We start from the raw sequence: 18,354 nt of genomic DNA on the forward strand, positions 1-18,354 counted from the left end.
ATTCGGAGGGATAAAATGAACATTAAAGAAAATGATCTTCCTGGGATTGGAAAGAAATTTGAAATTGAAACGAGAAATAGAGAAAAGATGACGATTGTGATTCATGATGATGGCAGACGGGAGATTTATCGTTTCGACGATGAAGATCCAGATGAAGTACTGTCCACCATTTCTCTCGATGATGCTGAAGCCCGGCAAATTGCTGCCATTATTGGCGGTATGGTGTATAAGCCGCAAGCACTTGAAACGATTGAAATGGCGTTCAATGATTTGATCATTGAATGGTTTAAGGTAGAAAAAGACGCAAAAGCGGTTGGACATACACTCGGCGATTTAGATGTGAGACAAAATTATGAAGTCACCGTCATTGCGATCATTAAACATACAAATGAAAAATTACTCAACCCCGGTGCCGATTCGATTATTCAAGCAAATGATACGATGGTCATTTCAGGCGAAAGAAAACACTTGAAGCGATTGATACGTGATTTTCTTTCTAGAGGGGGAGAGTGATGAATGGATCATTTAGTCTTTGAAGTTGGAACGGCGCTTATTCTCATCGCCATTGCCAGCTTAATCGCCAATAAAATTAAATTTTCTATCATTCCTTTTCTCATTGTCCTCGGGATGATTGTTGGTCCGCATGCACCAACCATCGGGATCATTGATTTGAAGTTTATCGAGAGCACCGAGATTATTTCATTTTTTGGTAGAATGGGTGTCCTGTTCCTTCTATTCTACCTTGGGCTTGAGTTCTCTGTCGGCAAACTCATAAAATCGGGTAAATCCATTGCAGTCGGCGGATCTATTTATATTTTGATCAACTTTAGCTTAGGATTGCTTTATGGGTTTATCACAGGCTTTGGATTCCTTGAAGTTCTCATTATGGCAGGCGTTATCACCATTTCATCCAGCGCCATTGTCGCCAAAGTCCTTGTCGATTTAAAACGGACAGCGAACCCTGAAACAGAGTTAATTCTTGGGATTATTATGTTTGAGGATATTTTTCTCGCCGTCTATTTATCTGTTGTATCCGGTCTTGTCCTTGGAGATGCCACGTCCGTTGGCGGTGCCTTATTATCTATTTTAATCGCTTTTGGTTACATGATGATTTTCTTTATCATCGCACGTAAGCTGCCAAAACTATTAAACAAACTATTCGATATCCGTTCAAATGAAGTATTTATCATTGTCATTTTTGCCGCTTTGTTCTTCGTGGCTGGTTTTTCAGAGACGATTCATGTCGCAGAGGCCATTGGCGCTCTCTTACTCGGTCTTGTGTTTTCAGAAACAGAGCACTCAGACCGCATTGAACATCTCGTTGTTCCTTTTAGAGATTTCTTTGGCGCCATGTTCTTCTTCAGCTTCGGATTGAGTATTGATCCATTTACATTAGGAGATGCCTTCTGGCTTGCGATCGGTGCTGTCATTCTCACCTTGATCGGGAACTTTACCGCCGGGATGTTTGCTGGAAGAAGAGCCGGTTTCTCTCATAAAGCCTCTTCTAATATTGGATTAACCATCGTATCAAGAGGAGAGTTTTCCATCATTGTAGCCGAACTTGGGATTGCAGGCGGGCTTGCCGCTACATTGAAGCCATTTGCTGCATTATATGTATTAATCCTTGCGATTTTAGGACCGCTAGTGACGAAAGAATCAAAGCGTATCTATCAAATCCTAAACAAAATCTTCAAATGGAAAACTGAAAAACCAAAAGTAAAAAGAGAAACAACCATTTAATTGAAAAGGGCCCTGTGCTGGGGCCCTTTTTTTATATCTATTCAAATTGCTGAAATGCCGTTTCTTGCTTCACTTGTTCTTTCGTATCCCCGCGAATGGTTCGGATGACTTTCTGATTGCGGTAGATCGAAAGTTTTAAATTGGTCGCCGCTGTTCCATGAGAGTGATCGAGGTTCGTGAATGTAAAGAAATGATGAGACCGTTTGTCTTTAAACACAAGCCTGAAGTCGTCTGTCACTTTAAAATGCTTATCGCTCTCCCATTCAATCAATGGTTCATATACGCTAAACCATTCCGGAATATTAGGCGTATATCCTGTAGCCAATACCACATGATCGGCTGTGATTTTCTTTTCTTTCTTCAGCTGCCATTGTTTCAAATGCAGCTCTAACTGCTGCTCATCCTCCATATGTATCGCTTCAAGCTCCGTCATTGGCTGAATGAGTACAGATGGCTCTTCTCCTGAAACGGATCGATGGTACAATTCCTGATAAATGTGAGAAAGCGTCGATGCATCTATGCCATTCCTTAATCCTGCCAGTCTAGGCAATGTGTTCATCCGTTCTTCATAAGGAAGGGAATGAAAATATTCAACATACTTAGGTGTAAATAGCTCCTGACCAAGCTCCGCTGTCTCTAGTTCTCTAAATTCACTTGAACGTGTAAACCATGAAAGCTGCTTTCCTTTCTTCTGATGCTGAAGCAGGTCTAAGAAAATTTCAGCTGCACTCTGACCTGAACCAATCACCGCCACCGTTTCAGCTTCATGAAGTTCTTTTTGTTGATCCACATAACGGCTGCTATGGGTCACATGCGGCAACGCAGCTTCTGGCACATCGACAGGAATCATCGGCTTGCTTCCAGTACCAAGGACGACATGCTTTGCACGATATTCAGAAAGCACCCCATCTTTCAACCGCCGAACTTTTACAAGATACCCGTCTTCACAGTCGGTCACTTCTTCCACCTTCATCCCGAACTGACAGCTATCCAATTCACCTGCAACCCATGATAAATACTCATTGAATTCTCTCCGGGGGATATCAAATTGTTCAAATGTATAAAAGCGGTGAAGCCTGTTTGATTCATGTAAATAATTTAAAAATGTATACTTGCTCCTTGGATTAGCCATTGTCACAAGGTCCGCTAGAAAGGAAACTTGTAAGTCCGTTCCTTTGATGAGCATACCAGGATGCCAAGCAAATTCGGTTTCCTGTTCAAAAAAACAGCATGTCACATCTTCATACTCCTCTAATAAAGCGGCCAATCCTAAATTTGCTGGCCCAATCCCAATTCCGATCACATCCATCATATGTACACCTGCTTTATCTTTTTACCCCCTATATACCCTTTTACAAATGAAAAAAACACTGCGTCACCGCAGTGTTTACATGTGAGAAACAAATAATGACTCAAGAAACTGAATCTTCTCCTCCGTATAGTGCTCATAACGATCATTATAAGACTTTGGATCTTTTGGATTGGCATACTGCGTAATTTTTCCGGTTCGCGGATCAATGAATTTACTCGCAGCGCCGCATCCAATGCCAATGATCGTCTGCACCTCTTCCATAATGATAATATTATACAAACTTTCCTGTCCATCTAACGAATACCCGACATTTTCGAGATTCCCCAAAATGTTTTTTTGTCTGTATAAATAGTACGGATGATAGTCATGTGCCTTTGTCCAAGCAACCGCTTCATCCATCATACGTGTGATCTCTTCTCGGTCTGCCACTTGATACTTTTCCTTATTGCGGGTCATTTCAGACGCTCTCTTAAAGGAAAGGGTATGCACCGTTAAAGATTCAGGCTTCAGTTCTTCTGTCTTGTTCAAGGAATGTTGGAATTCCTTTAGCCCTTCTCCTGGCAGCCCAATGATTAAGTCCATGTTAATATTATTCATGCCATACTGCCTTGATAAATGATACTTTTCAATCGTTTCTTCCACACTATGGTGCCGGCCAATCGCTTTCAATGTTTCATTCTCATATGATTGCGGATTGATACTAATCCGGTCAATATGATAACGGTTGAGCACTTCCAGCTTATCAGGTGAAATCGTATCAGGTCGTCCCGCTTCTACAGTGACTTCCCGAATATGTTTCACATCTGGAAAAGAGCGATACATCTCCTCATATAGCAAATCCATTTCTTCTGCTGTAATACTCGTTGGAGTACCTCCGCCAAAATAAACAGTCGTCACTTTAATCCCATGTTCCTTTAACCATTCGCCCATTTTTTGCATCTCATAATGCAGCCCAAAAAGAAACGTTCCCACTCTTCCAGCTTGTCCTTGAATGGCATAAGCAGGGAACGTGCAATAAGCACATTTTGTTGGACAGAAAGGAATACCGATATAAATACTCACTTCCTCCTGTAGATCGTACAGATCTGGAATGGCTTTGATTTGACGATCAACAATCTCCTGCATCAAATGGATCTTTTCATCATGAATCAAGTAATCGCGCTTTAACGCTGCATGTGCTTCTTCCTTTGTCATGCCTTCTCTTAGCATCTTATGAAGTAATTTCGTAGGGCGTATCCCCGTAAGAATCCCCCATTTTTGCGTCATTCCTGTATATTCCTGAAGCAGATGTAAATAAACAGACAGCACAGTGTTTTTGATTTGCTTCCAGCGCTCTTTTTCATTCAAGCCCTCTGGCATCTCTCTTGTAAAACGACTCGTCATATCTGATCCAGCAATATGGCCAGAAGCCTCCACCCTACCATGGGTTTCTTTCCAATCAAACACCATCACTAGGCCATCATCCACTTCACCGGAATCAAACAGCACTTCACTATCTTCTTCAAATAAATTGGCTATATTGACAAGCGGTCGATGAAATCGTTCATCAGACAGCCCTTTAACTAAAATTCGCATCGTATCACCTTTATCTTCAAACTTGTTTCATTTTACAAAATTCATCTAGGAAAAGCAATGAAGAGAACAGACGAAGGCCCTGCCATTTCTTAATAGACAGGGCCTTCATTATATTATCGTTTAATATCAAATTGATGTAAAAAACCTTCCCTTTGCTGCATTCTAAAGTATTCTTTGATCATATAAGCAACACCCTGTTCATCATGAGAACGTGTCACCCAATCGGCTTTACGTTTGACCGAATGAGGTGCATTCCCCATCGCAACGCCTAAGCCAGCTAACTCAAGCATCGGGATGTCGTCTGTCCCGTGACCGATCACGACCGTATCTTCTAATGTAAAACCTAGTGCTGAAGTTAAAAGAGAAAGTCCTGCTTCTTTCGATACCCCTTTGCATACAATGTTCATTTTCTCATCACTGATCTTAATCAGATCCACAGATGGGAATGCTTGTTGAATGGTTGTGTGGATTTCAGGCTGAAGTGCTGCCGTCGAATACACTTCAATGACAGGTGTGCTAACCGGTTCATCCATGAGCATATCACTTAATGATTCAACAAATTGAACGGGATAGAAAATGGGATCAGATGGATGAATCAACGTTTTTCCCATCAGTTGAGACTGTGTTTTTTTCCGATTGCCGATTGAGAATTTTTCATGTAACAAGCGAACATTACAATCAAAGCTTTCAAGGATCTGCACAAGATTAAATGTTTTCTCTTCCGTTAATTTCTTCACATGGAGCGGCTCATCAAGCTTATCAGCGATAAATGCACCACTATGCGTCACAAGAGTTGAAGTCGGTATTTTCAACGCCTTGGCAATTTTTTGCGCGGATCGAAAATGACGGTTGGTGACAATCGTCACGTAAACCCCTTTTTTCTTAACATATTCCACAGCTTCTTTTGTAGCGGAATGGATTTTCCCATTGGAACGAAGTAACGTTCCATCTATATTGAGTGCAAGTAGCTTTTTTGACACTGAGGCATCCCCCTTCTTGATGACTGTACTTACGATGAGGATATGCCCTAGCTTATCGCTTTAGAACATGCAGTTGAAGCAGCCCTTGTTTTATGCCTCAATCGCAAATAAAAAAAGCCTACCCCTAGGCTTTTTTTTATGTATGGTTTGGATGCGTAACAATGGCGTGATGAAGCTCCCCATGATCCCCTCATCTTTCACACACCAAAGCATTGCTTATATCATATCCCCTTATGCTTTGCTTTTCTCCCAGAAGCGCTTCTCTCTCATTTGGCTCATCGCCGTAAATCCAAAGTGGAACGCACCCAATTCATCACGATAGCGCTTTTTGAAAGCACTTTCAATAAGTATTATCGCAGAATTTACGAGCTTCGACAACCCTTTTTTTAAAGATATACAAGCGGCGATATGAATGAAAAAAAGGGCGAATATGATCGCCCTTTCAATTAATTTTCTTCTGTATTTCCATAAAGCTCTTCAAGAGGCTTCATGATAATTTTATTTAATTCACCGATGAGAACACTTACGCGTTGTTCTGCTTCCATCAACTGAGAGATTTTATCGTGTTGCTGCACAAGTGCAACCGTTTTTTGCGCTTGCTCTACTTCTTCTTGTGTAATCTCTTGACCAGTCATTTGTTTTTGTTGAAGGTTTACTTGAATGTCACGGAAGTTCTCAAACATTCTTTTAGAGGACTCATCCCCATTTACCTCATCATAAAGATTTCTTAAAGCTGAATATTCTTCGCTATGACGCAGTGCTTTTTCAAGGTCATATGCAACATCATAAAGATTTACAGACATGTTATGTCTCCTTTCTATCCGTTATCACCGATATGGATCGGCGGACACCACTCCACTATAACAAACTATGGCTTTCGTTTCACATATATACAATAAATTCATCGAAATTTCTCGATCTTGCCTTAGAATAAGGTGACAAAAATCGCTTGGACAGCACCGATCAATCCACCTAAAAGACCGCCTAAAAATGTGATCATCTTCAGCTCCTTATTAGATATGCTGATCACAAGCTCTTCCATTTTTTCAAGCGGGAAAAGTTCAATTTGTTCACGAATAATTTCTTCAAATTGGAGCTTTGCGAGCAGTCCCTCAAGCGCATTAGATGCGGCTTCAATCCCTTTATCAATGAGAGATGGAGCAAATTTGGTCTTAAGATCATCCGCTACTGCACTGATGTAAACTCCTACTGGTCTATCTAACAGCACCTTTATAGAAAAATGTGAAAGCAATTGCTTTTTCACACTAAATAGAAGCTCTTTCACATTCCATTTTTTATCAAGCTCATGTAAAGAAAATTGCTTTACCTTGTCCCATTCTTGAACAAGTAGATCTGATAAAAACCTTTTTGTCTCTGCATTCTTTAAGAACTTCATCATTTCAGGATGTACGCGATCAATTAAGCTTGAATTCCCTAAAAACATTTGGACCATACTGCCAAGCATTCCTCGTTCTTTTAAGAAATCATCTATCATATGACCGAGTCTTGCTTTTCCCTCATCACTTTCAAAGTAATGAATGCCTCTCTTTAAAATATAATCTGCGGCATCTGGAATTTTGGATGCAAGCTTATTTTCTACATCCTGTGGCAGCAGCTCAGACAACGTTTGCTGATCATACTTTTCAAGCAGTGAGTGGAGCTTATGATCAGTCCACTGATGAAGCCATGCGTCAGCTTTAACGTCAGCCTCTGAAAAACCGTATTTTTCTAACATAGAGAAAACCGTCATTTCCATATCAGCACCTTTATCAATATATCGGTGCACTGCCTGCAATATCTCTTGCTTTGCCTCTGATGATTCAAATCGTTTTTTAATACCCTCTGGCGTTAGTAAATGCTCCATCACCATGACGCCAACCTGCTTGGCTACTTCATCTCTTCTTTTAGGAATGAGACCCGGTGTAAAAGGGAGCTGCTTCCCAAATAAATAATATGGCTTATACGGACGAAAAAGCATTTTAATTGCGAGATGGTTTGTTGCTGCCCCTATCACTGCACCTATCACAATCATAAAGAGAAACGTTGTGAATATATCCAAAGTCGTCATCTACCTTTCAAACAACACCTGAAGTTTATTGTTTTTATCTATACGTATTATAGTTGTTGTCAAGAGTCCAAGCAAATGAAGCATTCAATGTGACATATGAGACAACGATCTGTCGTAATGATATAGGAACGCCAAGTTTATGTAAAATCAACAAAAAGTGTTTTTCAGATGTTAAAAAATGAATTTGAAAAGTAGGTGTTGTTTCATGATGTCAACGCTCGGCATTGTCACTCTTTCTCCGAAGCATGAAGAAGCATTCACACATCAGCTTGCCAAAGCAGCCTCTTCTTTTGAATTAGAAGTTGTTCGTTTTTCACCTCTAGATTTAAAGCCTGCTTCAAATGTCATTCACGGTCAAAAATTTAAGACTGGCAAAGGATTTGAAGCGTCAGAATTTCAGATTCCTGACTTGATTTATGATCGTTGTCTTTATCAGCATGACGCACAATCAAAAAAAGCAAAACCTATCATGAATTGGTTAAAAAAGTATCCAAAAACCGTTTTTTTGAATACTGGAATTTCAAATAAAATGCGGCTATTCGAGCAGCTCCGTCTCCTCCCTTCTTTACAACCATACTTACCTGTCTGCTCTCTATTGACAGAGCCTTCAGACCTTCTCAACTTGGTCAGAAAGGGCGGATATTGTAAAATACAGCCGCTTTCTCAACAGCACGCAGCACCCTCTTGCTTCATTTCTTTAAGAGACAAATCACTCATTACTGTGCAGCTAAACGCTAAGCAAATCATCACCTTTTCACATTCAGCAGAGGTTGAGCGTTGGTGCAAAAAGTATATCGGCCGATCTTTCCTTCAATTTTTTAACACGAATGATCAAAAAGACGTTATTTTCAATGAAATTAGGATTTTTCTTATAAAAAATTCACAAAACCAATGGAATAGCATGGGGATTCATACAAAACCATCAGTAGAAAACAGCCTTTTAAGCAATACACAAAATTCCATTCATGTGGTAGCCTTTGATCACTATTTAAACTCATTAAAGCCACACATCAAGGAGCTGCTGTTAGATGATATTGCCTCCATTCAGTCATCTCTTCCAGCGTTTATAGACAAAACTTTCTCACCGTGTATTGAATTCGCTATAGACTTGCTTCATACAAATGAAGGCAGACTTTTCATCTCAAATGTAAGATCAAAGCCAGGACGATCCTCTTTTTTAAAAGCTTACCCTGAGAGGGAGAATCAATTGATTCAGACCATACTTGAACATGCCAAATCGATGATGGCTGAAGAAAAGGAGGTTCCTTATGAAGAGAAAACGCTACATCATCGCTCCTCATTCAGCAAGTGAAAAAACAGTACATCTCCCTGCTCAGTTTAAAGAGCAGGGGGCAATTTTATCTATTGCTTTAGGTTCTTGTTTAGTAGATGATTTCACCATTTCCTATCATCATCAATCACAAAGGATTTTATTATCAGAAGACCTTTATCGCGCTTTACTCATTCCATACAAAACGAAAGCTGATGTCATATTAGTTCAACATACACTCTATATAGGACCTCTCATCGGCATTTTCACTGCAGGATTCGAACAAAATACAGCACCTTTAGGCACTAGGTCTTCCTATTTTATGAAACTGTTGCAATCTTGCAGGCAGCATGCTGGTTTTGCATATCTTTTTGGTACTCATTCTATCGATTGGGATAAAGGAATAGTAGACGGTTTGCTTTACCAAGAGGAGCGCTGGGTAAAAAAGCAGATGCCCCTCCCATCCGTTGTTTATGACCGGCTGCCTAATAGAAAGGCTGCTCAGTCGGCATTCATTCAAGAAACAAAACGAAAACTCACTCAAGACTACGATATCCCTTGGTTCAACCCTTATTTTTTTAATAAATGGGACATTCATGAACAGCTATTAACAGATGAAAAAACAAGCTTTTTCTTACCACATTCCATACGATTAGATCCTTTTGATGCTTTAATTAAAATAGAAACACTCCTTCATCTGCATCATGTCATTTATTTAAAACCAACAAACGGCAGTCACGGAGACGGTATTTATCAGTTAAAGAAGACGGAAAACGGGATCACTGTCTGCTCAAATAAAGGGAAATCCACTTCATATCATTCCGTAGACCATTTCGTGAAAAAACTGCGAAAAGATTGTGCAATGCAAGACTTGATTGCACAACAAGGCATTGAGCTTCTTCAAATAGACAATCAACCACTGGATTTCAGAATTCATACGAATAAAAATAAGTATGGTCATTGGACTGTTACAGCCGTTGCTGGAAAAGTTTCAGGAGATCACACTGTCACAACCCATCAACTGCATGGTGGTTCAGTAAAAACACTGTATGATATCTTTCCTGATGCAGAGAAACGTTTGAAGATTTTGCAAGAGCTCTCTGATACTGCCCTAGCACTTAGTCGTGTGATAGATGAAAAAATGCCTGGTCTGATTGGGGAAATTGGCTTTGACTTAGGTATTGATCACTTGGGTGCTATCTGGATGTTTGAAGCCAATTCTCGTCCAGGCCGCGAGATTTTTCTGCATGCACCATTGAAAAACTCAGAATGGCTGATTGGGAAAAGAATCGTTGAATACGCATCTTACCTAACACAAATGGCTCTTACTCCTATAGACCATGCAAACGCCTACTGATGTTTTCTTTTCATGTCTCTGAAATCTGTGCTTTCCCTATGCTCTTTTCATCAGATGAGATACAATAAAACCAAGTTCAAGGTTGTTTCCGGATTGTCGTGTGTATTTATTGTTTCATCAATAAAAGCAAGGAGGCAATGATGATATGATTTCTCATTTTCAATGGAAACCTCTCTTTAAAAAAGCGCAATTACCTGGCTGGAAAATATCCTTTTTTCATAATGGTTCACACTATGAAGGCATTTATCACAAAACGGGTGATATTGAATGGGGCTCTCAGCTTCCGCCTCATGAAGTTGAACCAACCTTAAAAGAAGAAATCCACGAATTAATGCTATTCCATGTGTATGATTAAACTGTTTAAGGAGCCTCGCCATGTTAGAAAAACTAAAACTTGTTTACGGACACCATATCATCAGTTCACCAACAAATGATAAACAAATTCTCTGGTATCAAACAGACGAAGGCGAAATTTTCGGAGTAAACAAAACGGAGCTAACAGAAAGAGAAACGCTTCTTCTCAATTCATTCCTCACACCAATTGATGTACCTCATACGCAGGAGACGGAAGAAGAACAGAAATGGTACAGCTATCTGTTTGAAAACAAATCAATCACCATTGATCAATCTGTCCGTGTTCATTTTTTTAAAATGGAGCACCAAGCAGAACAAAGACAGCAAATAAAAGAGGCTGTGAACAGCAGCCTCGAACATATTCATTTCATATGGACAGGCACTGAAACAGCTATGCTCATTCAAACAAATGCTACATCAGAAAATGGTCAACTTGAACAGCTACATGATTTGTCTCAAGCCATCACAAGTGATTTTTTAACAGACGTTGTCTTCATGCAAGGACAGCTGCATTTGCCGAATGGAAATTTAAAAATGAGATTATTAAATGAACATCAGCTCTTTTTATGGCATCTGAAGCAAGGAAAACTTAGGTCAGGGGTTGCAACATTTTATCAATGTCTACCTGCTTTCATTCGCCATGATACAGACATGGTTTCTGCCGCTATTTCAGATGCATTTATAGAAACAATCTTTGATCGGGACGTTTACCGGACTCTCACGACCTATATGCAGTGTAATTTAAATGCATCGCAGGCAGCAAAAGCGTTATATGTTCATCGAAACAGCCTTCAGTATCGGATTGATAAATTTATTGAACGGACAGGGCTAGATATACGGCATTTTCAAGAAGCGTCAGCTGCTTATTTCATGATGAATCTTCTCGATCTTTCTTAAATGATCCTATCATGAGCACCTTGCCTAAAAATGAAAATAAGATGTTGTGCACGTTGTCCATTTACAGACACCCTTCCTTTTTATACACTTCATTTATAAGTAAAGCGCTTTCAAAAAGGACTGGGAGGCTACCACCTATGGCTGAAATGATGCTGAATCAAATTTATAAAGTGTACGATAACAAAGTAACAGCAGTAGATAACTTTAATCTACATATTGAGGATAAAGAATTTATTGTGTTTGTTGGTCCATCTGGGTGCGGAAAATCAACAACCCTCCGCATGATTGCAGGCCTTGAAGAAATTTCACAAGGAGATTTTCTATTAGACGGCAAGCGAATGAATGATGTGGCACCAAAAGATCGGGATATTGCGATGGTTTTCCAAAACTATGCCTTATACCCTCATATGAATGTGTACGATAATATGGCTTTTGGATTAAAGCTTCGAAAATTTCCTAAAGCAGAAATTGATGAGCGGGTACGAAACGCTGCAAAAATATTAGGGCTTGAACAATACTTAGATCGAAAACCTAAGGCATTGTCTGGAGGTCAAAGACAGCGTGTTGCACTTGGAAGGGCCATTGTGCGCGATGCCAAAGTCTTTCTTTTGGATGAACCTCTCTCTAATTTAGATGCTAAACTTCGTGTTCAGATGCGTGCCGAAATTTCTAAACTTCATCAGCGGCTGCAGACGACATTCATCTATGTCACACACGATCAAACAGAAGCCATGACAATGGCTACTCGGCTTGTTGTCATGAAAGATGGCTTTATTCAGCAGGTTGGCGCACCAAAGGATGTGTATGAAAACCCAGAGAATGTCTTTGTAGGAGGATTTATTGGCTCTCCAGCGATGAACTTTTTTACAGGAAAACTGTCTGACGGAGCCATTGCCATTGGGAATACGCACATTCGTGTACCAGAAGGAAAAATGAAAGTATTACGCAGTCAGGGCTATATCGGAAAAGATGTGATTCTAGGCATAAGACCAGAAGATTTCCATGATGAGCCTGTGTTTATAGAGGCTTCAGAAGGAACAAAAATTGAAGCAAACGTAGAAGTGGCTGAATTAATGGGAGCGGAAACGATGCTTTATTCTTCTCTCGCTGGTCAAACGTTTATTGCACGTGTTGATTCTCGCACAGATATTCAGGCAGGTCAGACGATCCCTCTTGCCATTGATATGAATAAAGCGCACTTCTTTGATACAGAGACTGAGCTCCGCATTCGCTCAGCTGAATGAGAAGACGTTCCACAAACCATCACCATTGGGTGGTGGTTTTTTGTATATGAAAACAACATTTACCATGTTCTTTTTCCGTATGTTTTTTTCGTTGCGAACCATAATATTTAGTACAAAGCAGTTACCGCATTGGGTTTCGCCAAGTGGCAAATGACTTGGTCATTTCGCTGGTGCGATTCCAGCAAACCCAACCAAAAAAATCATATATAAAAAGGAGATTCACATCATGGCAAATTCTAATAGTTCAAATCAATTACTAGTTCCTGGAGCAGCGCAAGCAATCGATCAAATGAAATACGAAATCGCTTCTGAGTTTGGTGTAAACCTTGGAGCAGAAACAACAGCTCGTGCTAACGGTTCAGTTGGTGGAGAAATCACGAAACGTCTTGTATCTTACGCTCAGCAAAACCTTGGCGGAACAAAAGCTTAATTTCATATCTGGATCATAGAAGGCACCTCTTATGGTGTCTTCTTTTTTTGGTTTTATCCCTCACCGATTCCTTTTGAATTCATATGATGTATTAGAAAGGAGCGGATCTTCATGGACATTATTTCAGGTGTGAATTTTGAACTTCTACAATTTGTTGGTCTCTCTCTATTATGTGAATATGCTCATAGTATTCGGTCCTTTCATCTTTATAAAAAAAGCATGACATAAAACTGTACCATTTTAAGTTCTTTTCACTTATAGTATGTAGTGGAGGGATCGATCAGATGAAAATAGCTCTTTTCGGTGCTCATGGACGTGTAGGACAAGCATTTCTTCGTTTCGTAAAAGAAGATGATCGTTACATGGTTCGCTCGTTAATTCGGACAAACCGGGAAGAAATGCTTGCGGGTATGTTTCAAGTCACCGGCAATTCCAGAAATCAAGAGGATGTTCTTGAAACAATTAAAGGATCAGATATTGTCGTGAGCTGTCTATCAACAGATGGTGATGATACTTTATCTGTTTCAATGGAGCATATCGTACAAGCCATGAAGCAAACAGGAACATCAAGAATTATAACGATTGGTACAGCAGGGATTTTGAAAGCAAGGCAGCAGCCTGAGCTTTACCGCTTTGAAACAAATGAATCAAGGCGAACCACTTCCCGAGCTGCTAAAGAACATGCCAAAGCATTTGAAATTCTTCAATCAACTGAACTAGATTGGACAATCATTTGTCCAACCTATTTACCAGATGGAGAAGTGACACGGTCATATCGCTATGAAAAGAATTTTCTCCCTATAGATGGACAGAAAATCTCAGTTGAAGATACCGCACACTTTTTGTATCAGCAGTTAAACTCAAAAGAATTTGTGCATCAACGCGTCGGTATCGCTTATTGACCATTTAGTTCGTGTAAATGATATACAACCAGTAAAAGTCGAGATCATTTCATGAAGCCTCGACTTTTTTCATTGCCATGAAAAAAGCCTCTTTCAAATTGAAAGAGGCTTTTTCTACTCATCCTATCAGCTACTCGTCACAGCTCCCTTTTGTAATTCGTACATTTGCGCATACAGTCCGCTTTGCTCCATGAGCTCTTCGTGGCTGCCGCGTTCGACAATCTCACCCTTTTCTAACACCAAAATCATGTCAGCTTTCTTAATAGTCGATAATCGGTGTGCAATGACAAAAGTGGTTCGTCCTTCTTTGACGACATCTAGTGCCCGTTGAATGATGGCTTCTGTTTCTGTATCGATGTTAGCCGTCGCTTCATCTAGAATTAAGATCGCTGGATCGTATGCCAGTGCACGGGCAAATGAAATCAATTGACGCTCCCCAGAGGAAAGAGTACTCCCCTTTTCAACAACTGGTTCATCAAAACCTTCAGGCAAATGCTTTAATAGTTCTGCTGCGCCCACTTGCTTTAAGGATGTTTCAATCGTTTCTCTTTTAATGTCTTCATTTCCTAAACTGACATTGGACGCAATCGTTCCAGAGAACAAATAAGGATCTTGTAGTACAATGCCCATTTGCTTACGCAGCGTTTGGCGCGACTGATCATAGATGCTTTCTCCATCAATGAGGATGTCCCCATGCTGAATATCATAAAAACGTAGCAGCAAATTCATGATCGAACTTTTCCCAGAACCGGTATGTCCAACGAGTGCCACCGTCTGACCTTTTTTCGCCTCAAAGGTGATGTTCTTTAATACATTTTTCCCTTCATTATACGCAAAGGTAACATCCTGAAATTGGACGTGTCCCTCTAGTTTCTTCTGAATTGGTTCTTCCACTTCAGTACCTGGCTCATCTAATAATCGAAAGACCCGTTCAGATGAAACCCTGGCTAATTCTAATCTAGAGAATTGATTCACAATGCCTGTAATCGGCTGGAACAAACGATTTAAATAATCGACAAATGCATAGAGCACCCCAATCGACACAATGCCCGTCGCACTTAAGGACGCGCCGCCAAAATACCAAATGAGTGCGACATATGCTAAGTTCCGAAGCAGATTCACCAAGTTATGTGAGAGCAGTGAATTTAAATGAAGCATCTTTCGCTGATATCGAAAGTGATTGTTATTCAGCTCATCAAACTCTTCTTTCGTTGCTTGTTCATGTCGAAACGCCTGAATGATCGTCATTCCTTGAATGGCTTCATTTAGCTTGGCATTAATTTCACTAATGATGGAACGAATGCGGTGATTGTAAACCGACGCAAACTTTCGATAAGTCATCGACCATAGGAAAATAATCGGAACAGCCACTAAACAAATAAGCGCCAGCTTCACATTTAATAAGAACATGGCGATATAAATTCCAACCATGTAAATGGCACTTGTGACGAAATTAGCGAGTACTGTTACATATAAATCACGAATGGTTTCTGTGTCATTCGTAATCCGCGCGACAACCTTTCCAGCCGGTAAATTATCAAAATACCGTATCGGAAGCGTTTGAATATGTTCAAATACGTCCACTCGCATTTTTTGAATAATGCGATTTGCAATACGCTGGAGTAAATAGTGCTGCCCATATTGAAAGAAAATCGCAATGACGAGCATCCCAAAATAAAATAGAACAAGCTGTACCAAACCACTGATTTCCGGCTGATAAAAAGCAAAGATTTCCTCTTTGGATAAACGCTGTACCTGATACGTCTCACGCTCGCTCCCATTTTCAATGGTGAGCTGATCCCCTTTTATTGTCCGGCTCCCGTCAAATCGAATCGGTTCATTCACAAAATAGTAACCAAATCCGACTTGCACGACATTGATTTGCTTTCCAGCTTCATTTTGATTCTGTAGCCGGTCACTTCTTATATAGTTATTTCCCTGGTAATAAACCGTTTTATCTGTTTTTTCATTTACCTCAACATACGGTTTTTCTACACCTAAAATATGATCATCAATCATTTTTTTCCCAATGAAAGGTCCTGTCAACTCAGCACCAACTGCAATGATCAGAAAGATCAAAGCAACAGACAATACTTTTTTATACAGGAGTGCATAGGCAAGAAGTCTTCTCCCTGTTGTCATGCCTCATCCCCTCCTTCCAGCTGATTTGTCAGCTGTTGACGCAGAAATTGCTCTTTATACCATCCATCCTGCTGAATAAGCGCTTGATGGGTTCCCTTTTGAACAATACGCCCTTCTTCCATGACAAGAATGAGATCCGCATGCTCAACAGCTGATAGACGGTGGGTTGTAATAAATGTCGTTTTCCCATGACGATTTTGTCTTAAATTCTCTAAAATAGCCGTTTCTGTTTTTGCATCAACTGCAGATAACGAGTCATCCAAAATCAAAATGTCTGGATCAATTAATAAAGCACGTGCAATGGAAATCCGCTGCTTCTGTCCTCCTGACAGCGCCACTCCCTTTTCTCCAACCATGGTTTCCAAGCCTTCTGGTAAAAGGCGTAAATCCTTTTCAAAGTAAGCATCTTTAATCGCTTGTGCTAATTCAGCTTCTCTCGCGTCTCTATGACCGAAACGCATATTCTCTTCTACACTTTTAGAGAAAAGGACATGATCTTGCGGAACATAGCCAATCCATTGGAACAGTTGATCCAATTCAATGTCCTCAATTGGAACACCTGAAAACAAGATCTTTCCATCACCTGTCGGATACTGACGAAGAAGCTGTTTGACAATCGTTGTTTTTCCGCTTCCCGTTTTTCCTGTAATACCAATCGTTTGCCCTTTTCGTACAGTAAAGGAGACATCCGTTAGATTATCTTTAGAGGAAGTTGGATACCTAAATGTCACATGTTCAAATCGAATATCGCCAGGCTCTTGTAATGTTTTTGGCTTGGCTACGTCAGTTACATCCGGTTGATAACTGAGTGTATGATTCAACCGGTCTAATGAGGCATTTCCTCTTTGCATGATATTAATCAATTCACCAATGGCAAACATTGGCCAGATCATCATCCCCAGATAGACGTTAAATGCAACAAGCTCACCAATGGTTAAATCACTTTGGAACACAAGATATGCGCCGTAACCGATACCGATTAAATAACTGATCCCCACAAGCAATTTCACCGTCGGCTCAAACAATGAATCAATGATCGCCACTCTCATATTTTTTTGAAAAACATCATCTGTCATTTCTCGAAAGCGATTCACATCTTGTTTTTCCTGTACAAAAGACCGAATCACCCGAACGCCGGCAACTGATTCTAATACACGATCATTCATATCACCAAATGCATCTTGAGCGACTGTAAAGCGTTCATGAATTTTACTGCCATAAAACGCTATCAAAATCGCCATCAGCGGCATCGGAATAATGGCCATTAAAGTTAATTTCCAGCTGATCGTCAGTCCCATCGTAAAAAAGATCATCAGCATGTAAGCAGTGGAATCGACTAATGTTAAAACGCCAAAGCCTGTTGTTAAAGCCACAGCATTCAAATCATTTGTACCTAACGCCATTAAATTTCCGGTGTTTTTCTTTTCATAAAAGGTGGGTGTCATCTTAAGTAAGTGGCGCATTAATTTTCCGCGCATCACACGCTCCATGACATTCGCGCCGCCAAATAACTGATACATCCAAAAGTAGGTGAGCGCATAGACACTGACACCAAGTAAGCAAAAAATGGTTACGTAAAATAAGATACTGGATGTTGTAAATTGACCAGACCGAATGTCATCAACCGCTTGACCTAGATACCTCGGTGGCAGCATTTCAAGCACATTCACAATGAGCAGCAGCGTAATGGCGATTGTATAGCGCCTCCACTCTTGTTTAAAGAACCAGCCTAATTTCACAAATACTGAAAACATGTTTGTCTCTCCTTTTAAAGCTAGCCGCTTTCTATATTTTCCTGATTGTCACCTTGTTTCGTTTTTTGAGCTTTTGTCATTTGTCTTGCCTTTGGCATGTTCACATGCTTTCACTCCTCTTCATTTAGTTGTTGATGCATTCCATTATTTCGAGATACGAAATGTATACAACAAAAAAAGAGGCAACCAGCTGACTGGTACGCCTCTTTTATACATGATAAAAAGGCGCATGTTGACAAATACGCAACATACGCCTTGATTCATCCGATCAATTGGAACATACGAGTCCCTTTTCAATGACCAATGAAGGTGTAATTGTCACGTGAATC

General features: G+C 40.2%; 16 protein-coding genes. 9 read left to right on the plus strand and 7 right to left on the minus strand.

Going from position 1 to position 18,354, the window contains the following annotated elements; all coding sequences use genetic code 11:
* Positions 1-15: 15 nt before the first annotated feature.
* The gene (locus tag ACRRMM_RS09250) at positions 16-513 is read left to right on the plus strand and encodes a cation:proton antiporter regulatory subunit (RefSeq protein ID WP_017366937.1); all 498 of its coding nucleotides are present in this window, start codon (positions 16-18) and stop codon (positions 511-513) included.
* A gap of 3 nt (positions 514-516) precedes the next feature.
* Entirely contained in the window at positions 517-1,740 is a 1,224-nt protein-coding gene (locus ACRRMM_RS09255) for a cation:proton antiporter (RefSeq protein WP_007497140.1), read from the plus strand.
* Positions 1,741-1,777: 37 nt separating this feature from the next.
* Here ACRRMM_RS09255 and ACRRMM_RS09260 read toward each other — a convergent pair whose 3' ends face one another.
* The 5 genes from ACRRMM_RS09260 to ACRRMM_RS09280 form a co-directional block, all read right to left on the minus strand.
* Positions 1,778-3,052, minus strand: coding sequence for a lysine N(6)-hydroxylase/L-ornithine N(5)-oxygenase family protein (locus tag ACRRMM_RS09260; protein WP_428828849.1), 1,275 nt, complete (start codon positions 3,050-3,052; stop codon positions 1,778-1,780).
* Positions 3,053-3,127: 75 nt separating this feature from the next.
* Positions 3,128-4,627, minus strand: coding sequence for a coproporphyrinogen III oxidase (locus ACRRMM_RS09265; protein ID WP_144740661.1), 1,500 nt, complete (start codon positions 4,625-4,627; stop codon positions 3,128-3,130).
* A gap of 113 nt (positions 4,628-4,740) precedes the next feature.
* Positions 4,741-5,607: a Cof-type HAD-IIB family hydrolase gene (locus tag ACRRMM_RS09270; protein WP_008348923.1), complete on the minus strand. Its 867-nt coding sequence runs from the start codon at positions 5,605-5,607 to the stop codon at positions 4,741-4,743.
* A gap of 446 nt (positions 5,608-6,053) precedes the next feature.
* Entirely contained in the window at positions 6,054-6,410 is a 357-nt protein-coding gene (locus tag ACRRMM_RS09275; RefSeq protein WP_008348927.1) for a YlbF family regulator, read from the minus strand.
* 122 nt (positions 6,411-6,532) lie between these two features.
* The gene (locus ACRRMM_RS09280; RefSeq protein ID WP_428828848.1) at positions 6,533-7,666 is read right to left on the minus strand and encodes a DUF445 domain-containing protein; all 1,134 of its coding nucleotides are present in this window, start codon (positions 7,664-7,666) and stop codon (positions 6,533-6,535) included.
* Positions 7,667-7,880: 214 nt separating this feature from the next.
* On the opposite strand from ACRRMM_RS09280, the gene ACRRMM_RS09285 reads away from it, so the two are divergent.
* The 7 genes from ACRRMM_RS09285 (at position 7,881) to ACRRMM_RS09315 (ending at position 14,129) form a co-directional block, all read left to right on the plus strand.
* The gene (locus ACRRMM_RS09285; protein WP_428828847.1) at positions 7,881-8,987 is read left to right on the plus strand and encodes a YheC/YheD family protein; all 1,107 of its coding nucleotides are present in this window, start codon (positions 7,881-7,883) and stop codon (positions 8,985-8,987) included.
* Positions 8,944-10,302, plus strand: a complete 1,359-nt coding sequence (locus ACRRMM_RS09290) for a YheC/YheD family protein (RefSeq protein ID WP_428828846.1) — start codon at positions 8,944-8,946, stop codon at positions 10,300-10,302. The genes ACRRMM_RS09285 and ACRRMM_RS09290 overlap by 44 nt, the downstream gene beginning before the upstream one ends.
* A 145-nt stretch (positions 10,303-10,447) precedes the next feature.
* The gene (locus ACRRMM_RS09295; protein WP_008348933.1) at positions 10,448-10,657 is read left to right on the plus strand and encodes a YheE family protein; all 210 of its coding nucleotides are present in this window, start codon (positions 10,448-10,450) and stop codon (positions 10,655-10,657) included.
* Positions 10,658-10,677: 20 nt separating this feature from the next.
* Positions 10,678-11,553, plus strand: coding sequence for a helix-turn-helix domain-containing protein (locus ACRRMM_RS09300; protein ID WP_017360327.1), 876 nt, complete (start codon positions 10,678-10,680; stop codon positions 11,551-11,553).
* 137 nt (positions 11,554-11,690) lie between these two features.
* Positions 11,691-12,797, plus strand: coding sequence for an ABC transporter ATP-binding protein (locus ACRRMM_RS09305; protein ID WP_024719977.1), 1,107 nt, complete (start codon positions 11,691-11,693; stop codon positions 12,795-12,797).
* A 226-nt stretch (positions 12,798-13,023) separates the two neighbouring features.
* Positions 13,024-13,227 carry an alpha/beta-type small acid-soluble spore protein gene (locus tag ACRRMM_RS09310; RefSeq protein ID WP_008348940.1) on the plus strand — a complete coding sequence of 68 codons (204 nt, stop codon included), beginning with the start codon at positions 13,024-13,026 and terminating at the stop codon, positions 13,225-13,227.
* A 284-nt stretch (positions 13,228-13,511) separates the two neighbouring features.
* The gene (locus tag ACRRMM_RS09315) at positions 13,512-14,129 is read left to right on the plus strand and encodes an NAD(P)-dependent oxidoreductase (RefSeq protein WP_008348943.1); all 618 of its coding nucleotides are present in this window, start codon (positions 13,512-13,514) and stop codon (positions 14,127-14,129) included.
* A gap of 126 nt (positions 14,130-14,255) precedes the next feature.
* Here ACRRMM_RS09315 and ACRRMM_RS09320 read toward each other — a convergent pair whose 3' ends face one another.
* Positions 14,256-16,271, minus strand: coding sequence for an ABC transporter ATP-binding protein (locus ACRRMM_RS09320; protein ID WP_060832207.1), 2,016 nt, complete (start codon positions 16,269-16,271; stop codon positions 14,256-14,258).
* Positions 16,268-18,025 (minus strand): ABC transporter ATP-binding protein, encoded by a 1,758-nt coding sequence (locus ACRRMM_RS09325; protein WP_345912179.1) that lies wholly within the window; start codon positions 18,023-18,025, stop codon positions 16,268-16,270. The genes ACRRMM_RS09320 and ACRRMM_RS09325 overlap by 4 nt, the downstream gene beginning before the upstream one ends.
* Between the last annotated feature and the right edge of the window lie 329 nt (positions 18,026-18,354).

It is taken from the genome of Bacillus sp. XT-4 (assembly GCF_050864245.1).
Lineage (GTDB): Bacteria > Bacillota > Bacilli > Bacillales > Bacillaceae > Bacillus > Bacillus altitudinis.

What these genes read in the sequence shown, in the direction of transcription:
- ACRRMM_RS09300 (WP_017360327.1), top strand. Translation starts at nt 10,678, where the DNA reads ATGTTAGAAAAACTAAAACTTGTTTACGGACACCATATCATCAGTTCA.
- ACRRMM_RS09250 (WP_017366937.1), top strand. Translation starts at nt 16, where the DNA reads ATGAACATTAAAGAAAATGATCTTCCTGGGATTGGAAAGAAATTTGAA.
- ACRRMM_RS09290 (WP_428828846.1), top strand. Translation starts at nt 8,944, where the DNA reads ATGAAGAGAAAACGCTACATCATCGCTCCTCATTCAGCAAGTGAAAAA.
- ACRRMM_RS09315 (WP_008348943.1), top strand. Translation starts at nt 13,512, where the DNA reads ATGAAAATAGCTCTTTTCGGTGCTCATGGACGTGTAGGACAAGCATTT.
- ACRRMM_RS09295 (WP_008348933.1), top strand. Translation starts at nt 10,448, where the DNA reads ATGATTTCTCATTTTCAATGGAAACCTCTCTTTAAAAAAGCGCAATTA.
- ACRRMM_RS09265 (WP_144740661.1), bottom strand. Translation starts at nt 4,627, where the DNA reads ATGCGAATTTTAGTTAAAGGGCTGTCTGATGAACGATTTCATCGACCG.
- ACRRMM_RS09305 (WP_024719977.1), top strand. Translation starts at nt 11,691, where the DNA reads ATGGCTGAAATGATGCTGAATCAAATTTATAAAGTGTACGATAACAAA.
- ACRRMM_RS09255 (WP_007497140.1), top strand. Translation starts at nt 517, where the DNA reads ATGGATCATTTAGTCTTTGAAGTTGGAACGGCGCTTATTCTCATCGCC.
- ACRRMM_RS09320 (WP_060832207.1), bottom strand. Translation starts at nt 16,271, where the DNA reads ATGACAACAGGGAGAAGACTTCTTGCCTATGCACTCCTGTATAAAAAA.
- ACRRMM_RS09285 (WP_428828847.1), top strand. Translation starts at nt 7,881, where the DNA reads ATGATGTCAACGCTCGGCATTGTCACTCTTTCTCCGAAGCATGAAGAA.
- ACRRMM_RS09260 (WP_428828849.1), bottom strand. Translation starts at nt 3,052, where the DNA reads ATGATGGATGTGATCGGAATTGGGATTGGGCCAGCAAATTTAGGATTG.
- ACRRMM_RS09325 (WP_345912179.1), bottom strand. Translation starts at nt 18,025, where the DNA reads ATGTTTTCAGTATTTGTGAAATTAGGCTGGTTCTTTAAACAAGAGTGG.
- ACRRMM_RS09275 (WP_008348927.1), bottom strand. Translation starts at nt 6,410, where the DNA reads ATGTCTGTAAATCTTTATGATGTTGCATATGACCTTGAAAAAGCACTG.
- ACRRMM_RS09310 (WP_008348940.1), top strand. Translation starts at nt 13,024, where the DNA reads ATGGCAAATTCTAATAGTTCAAATCAATTACTAGTTCCTGGAGCAGCG.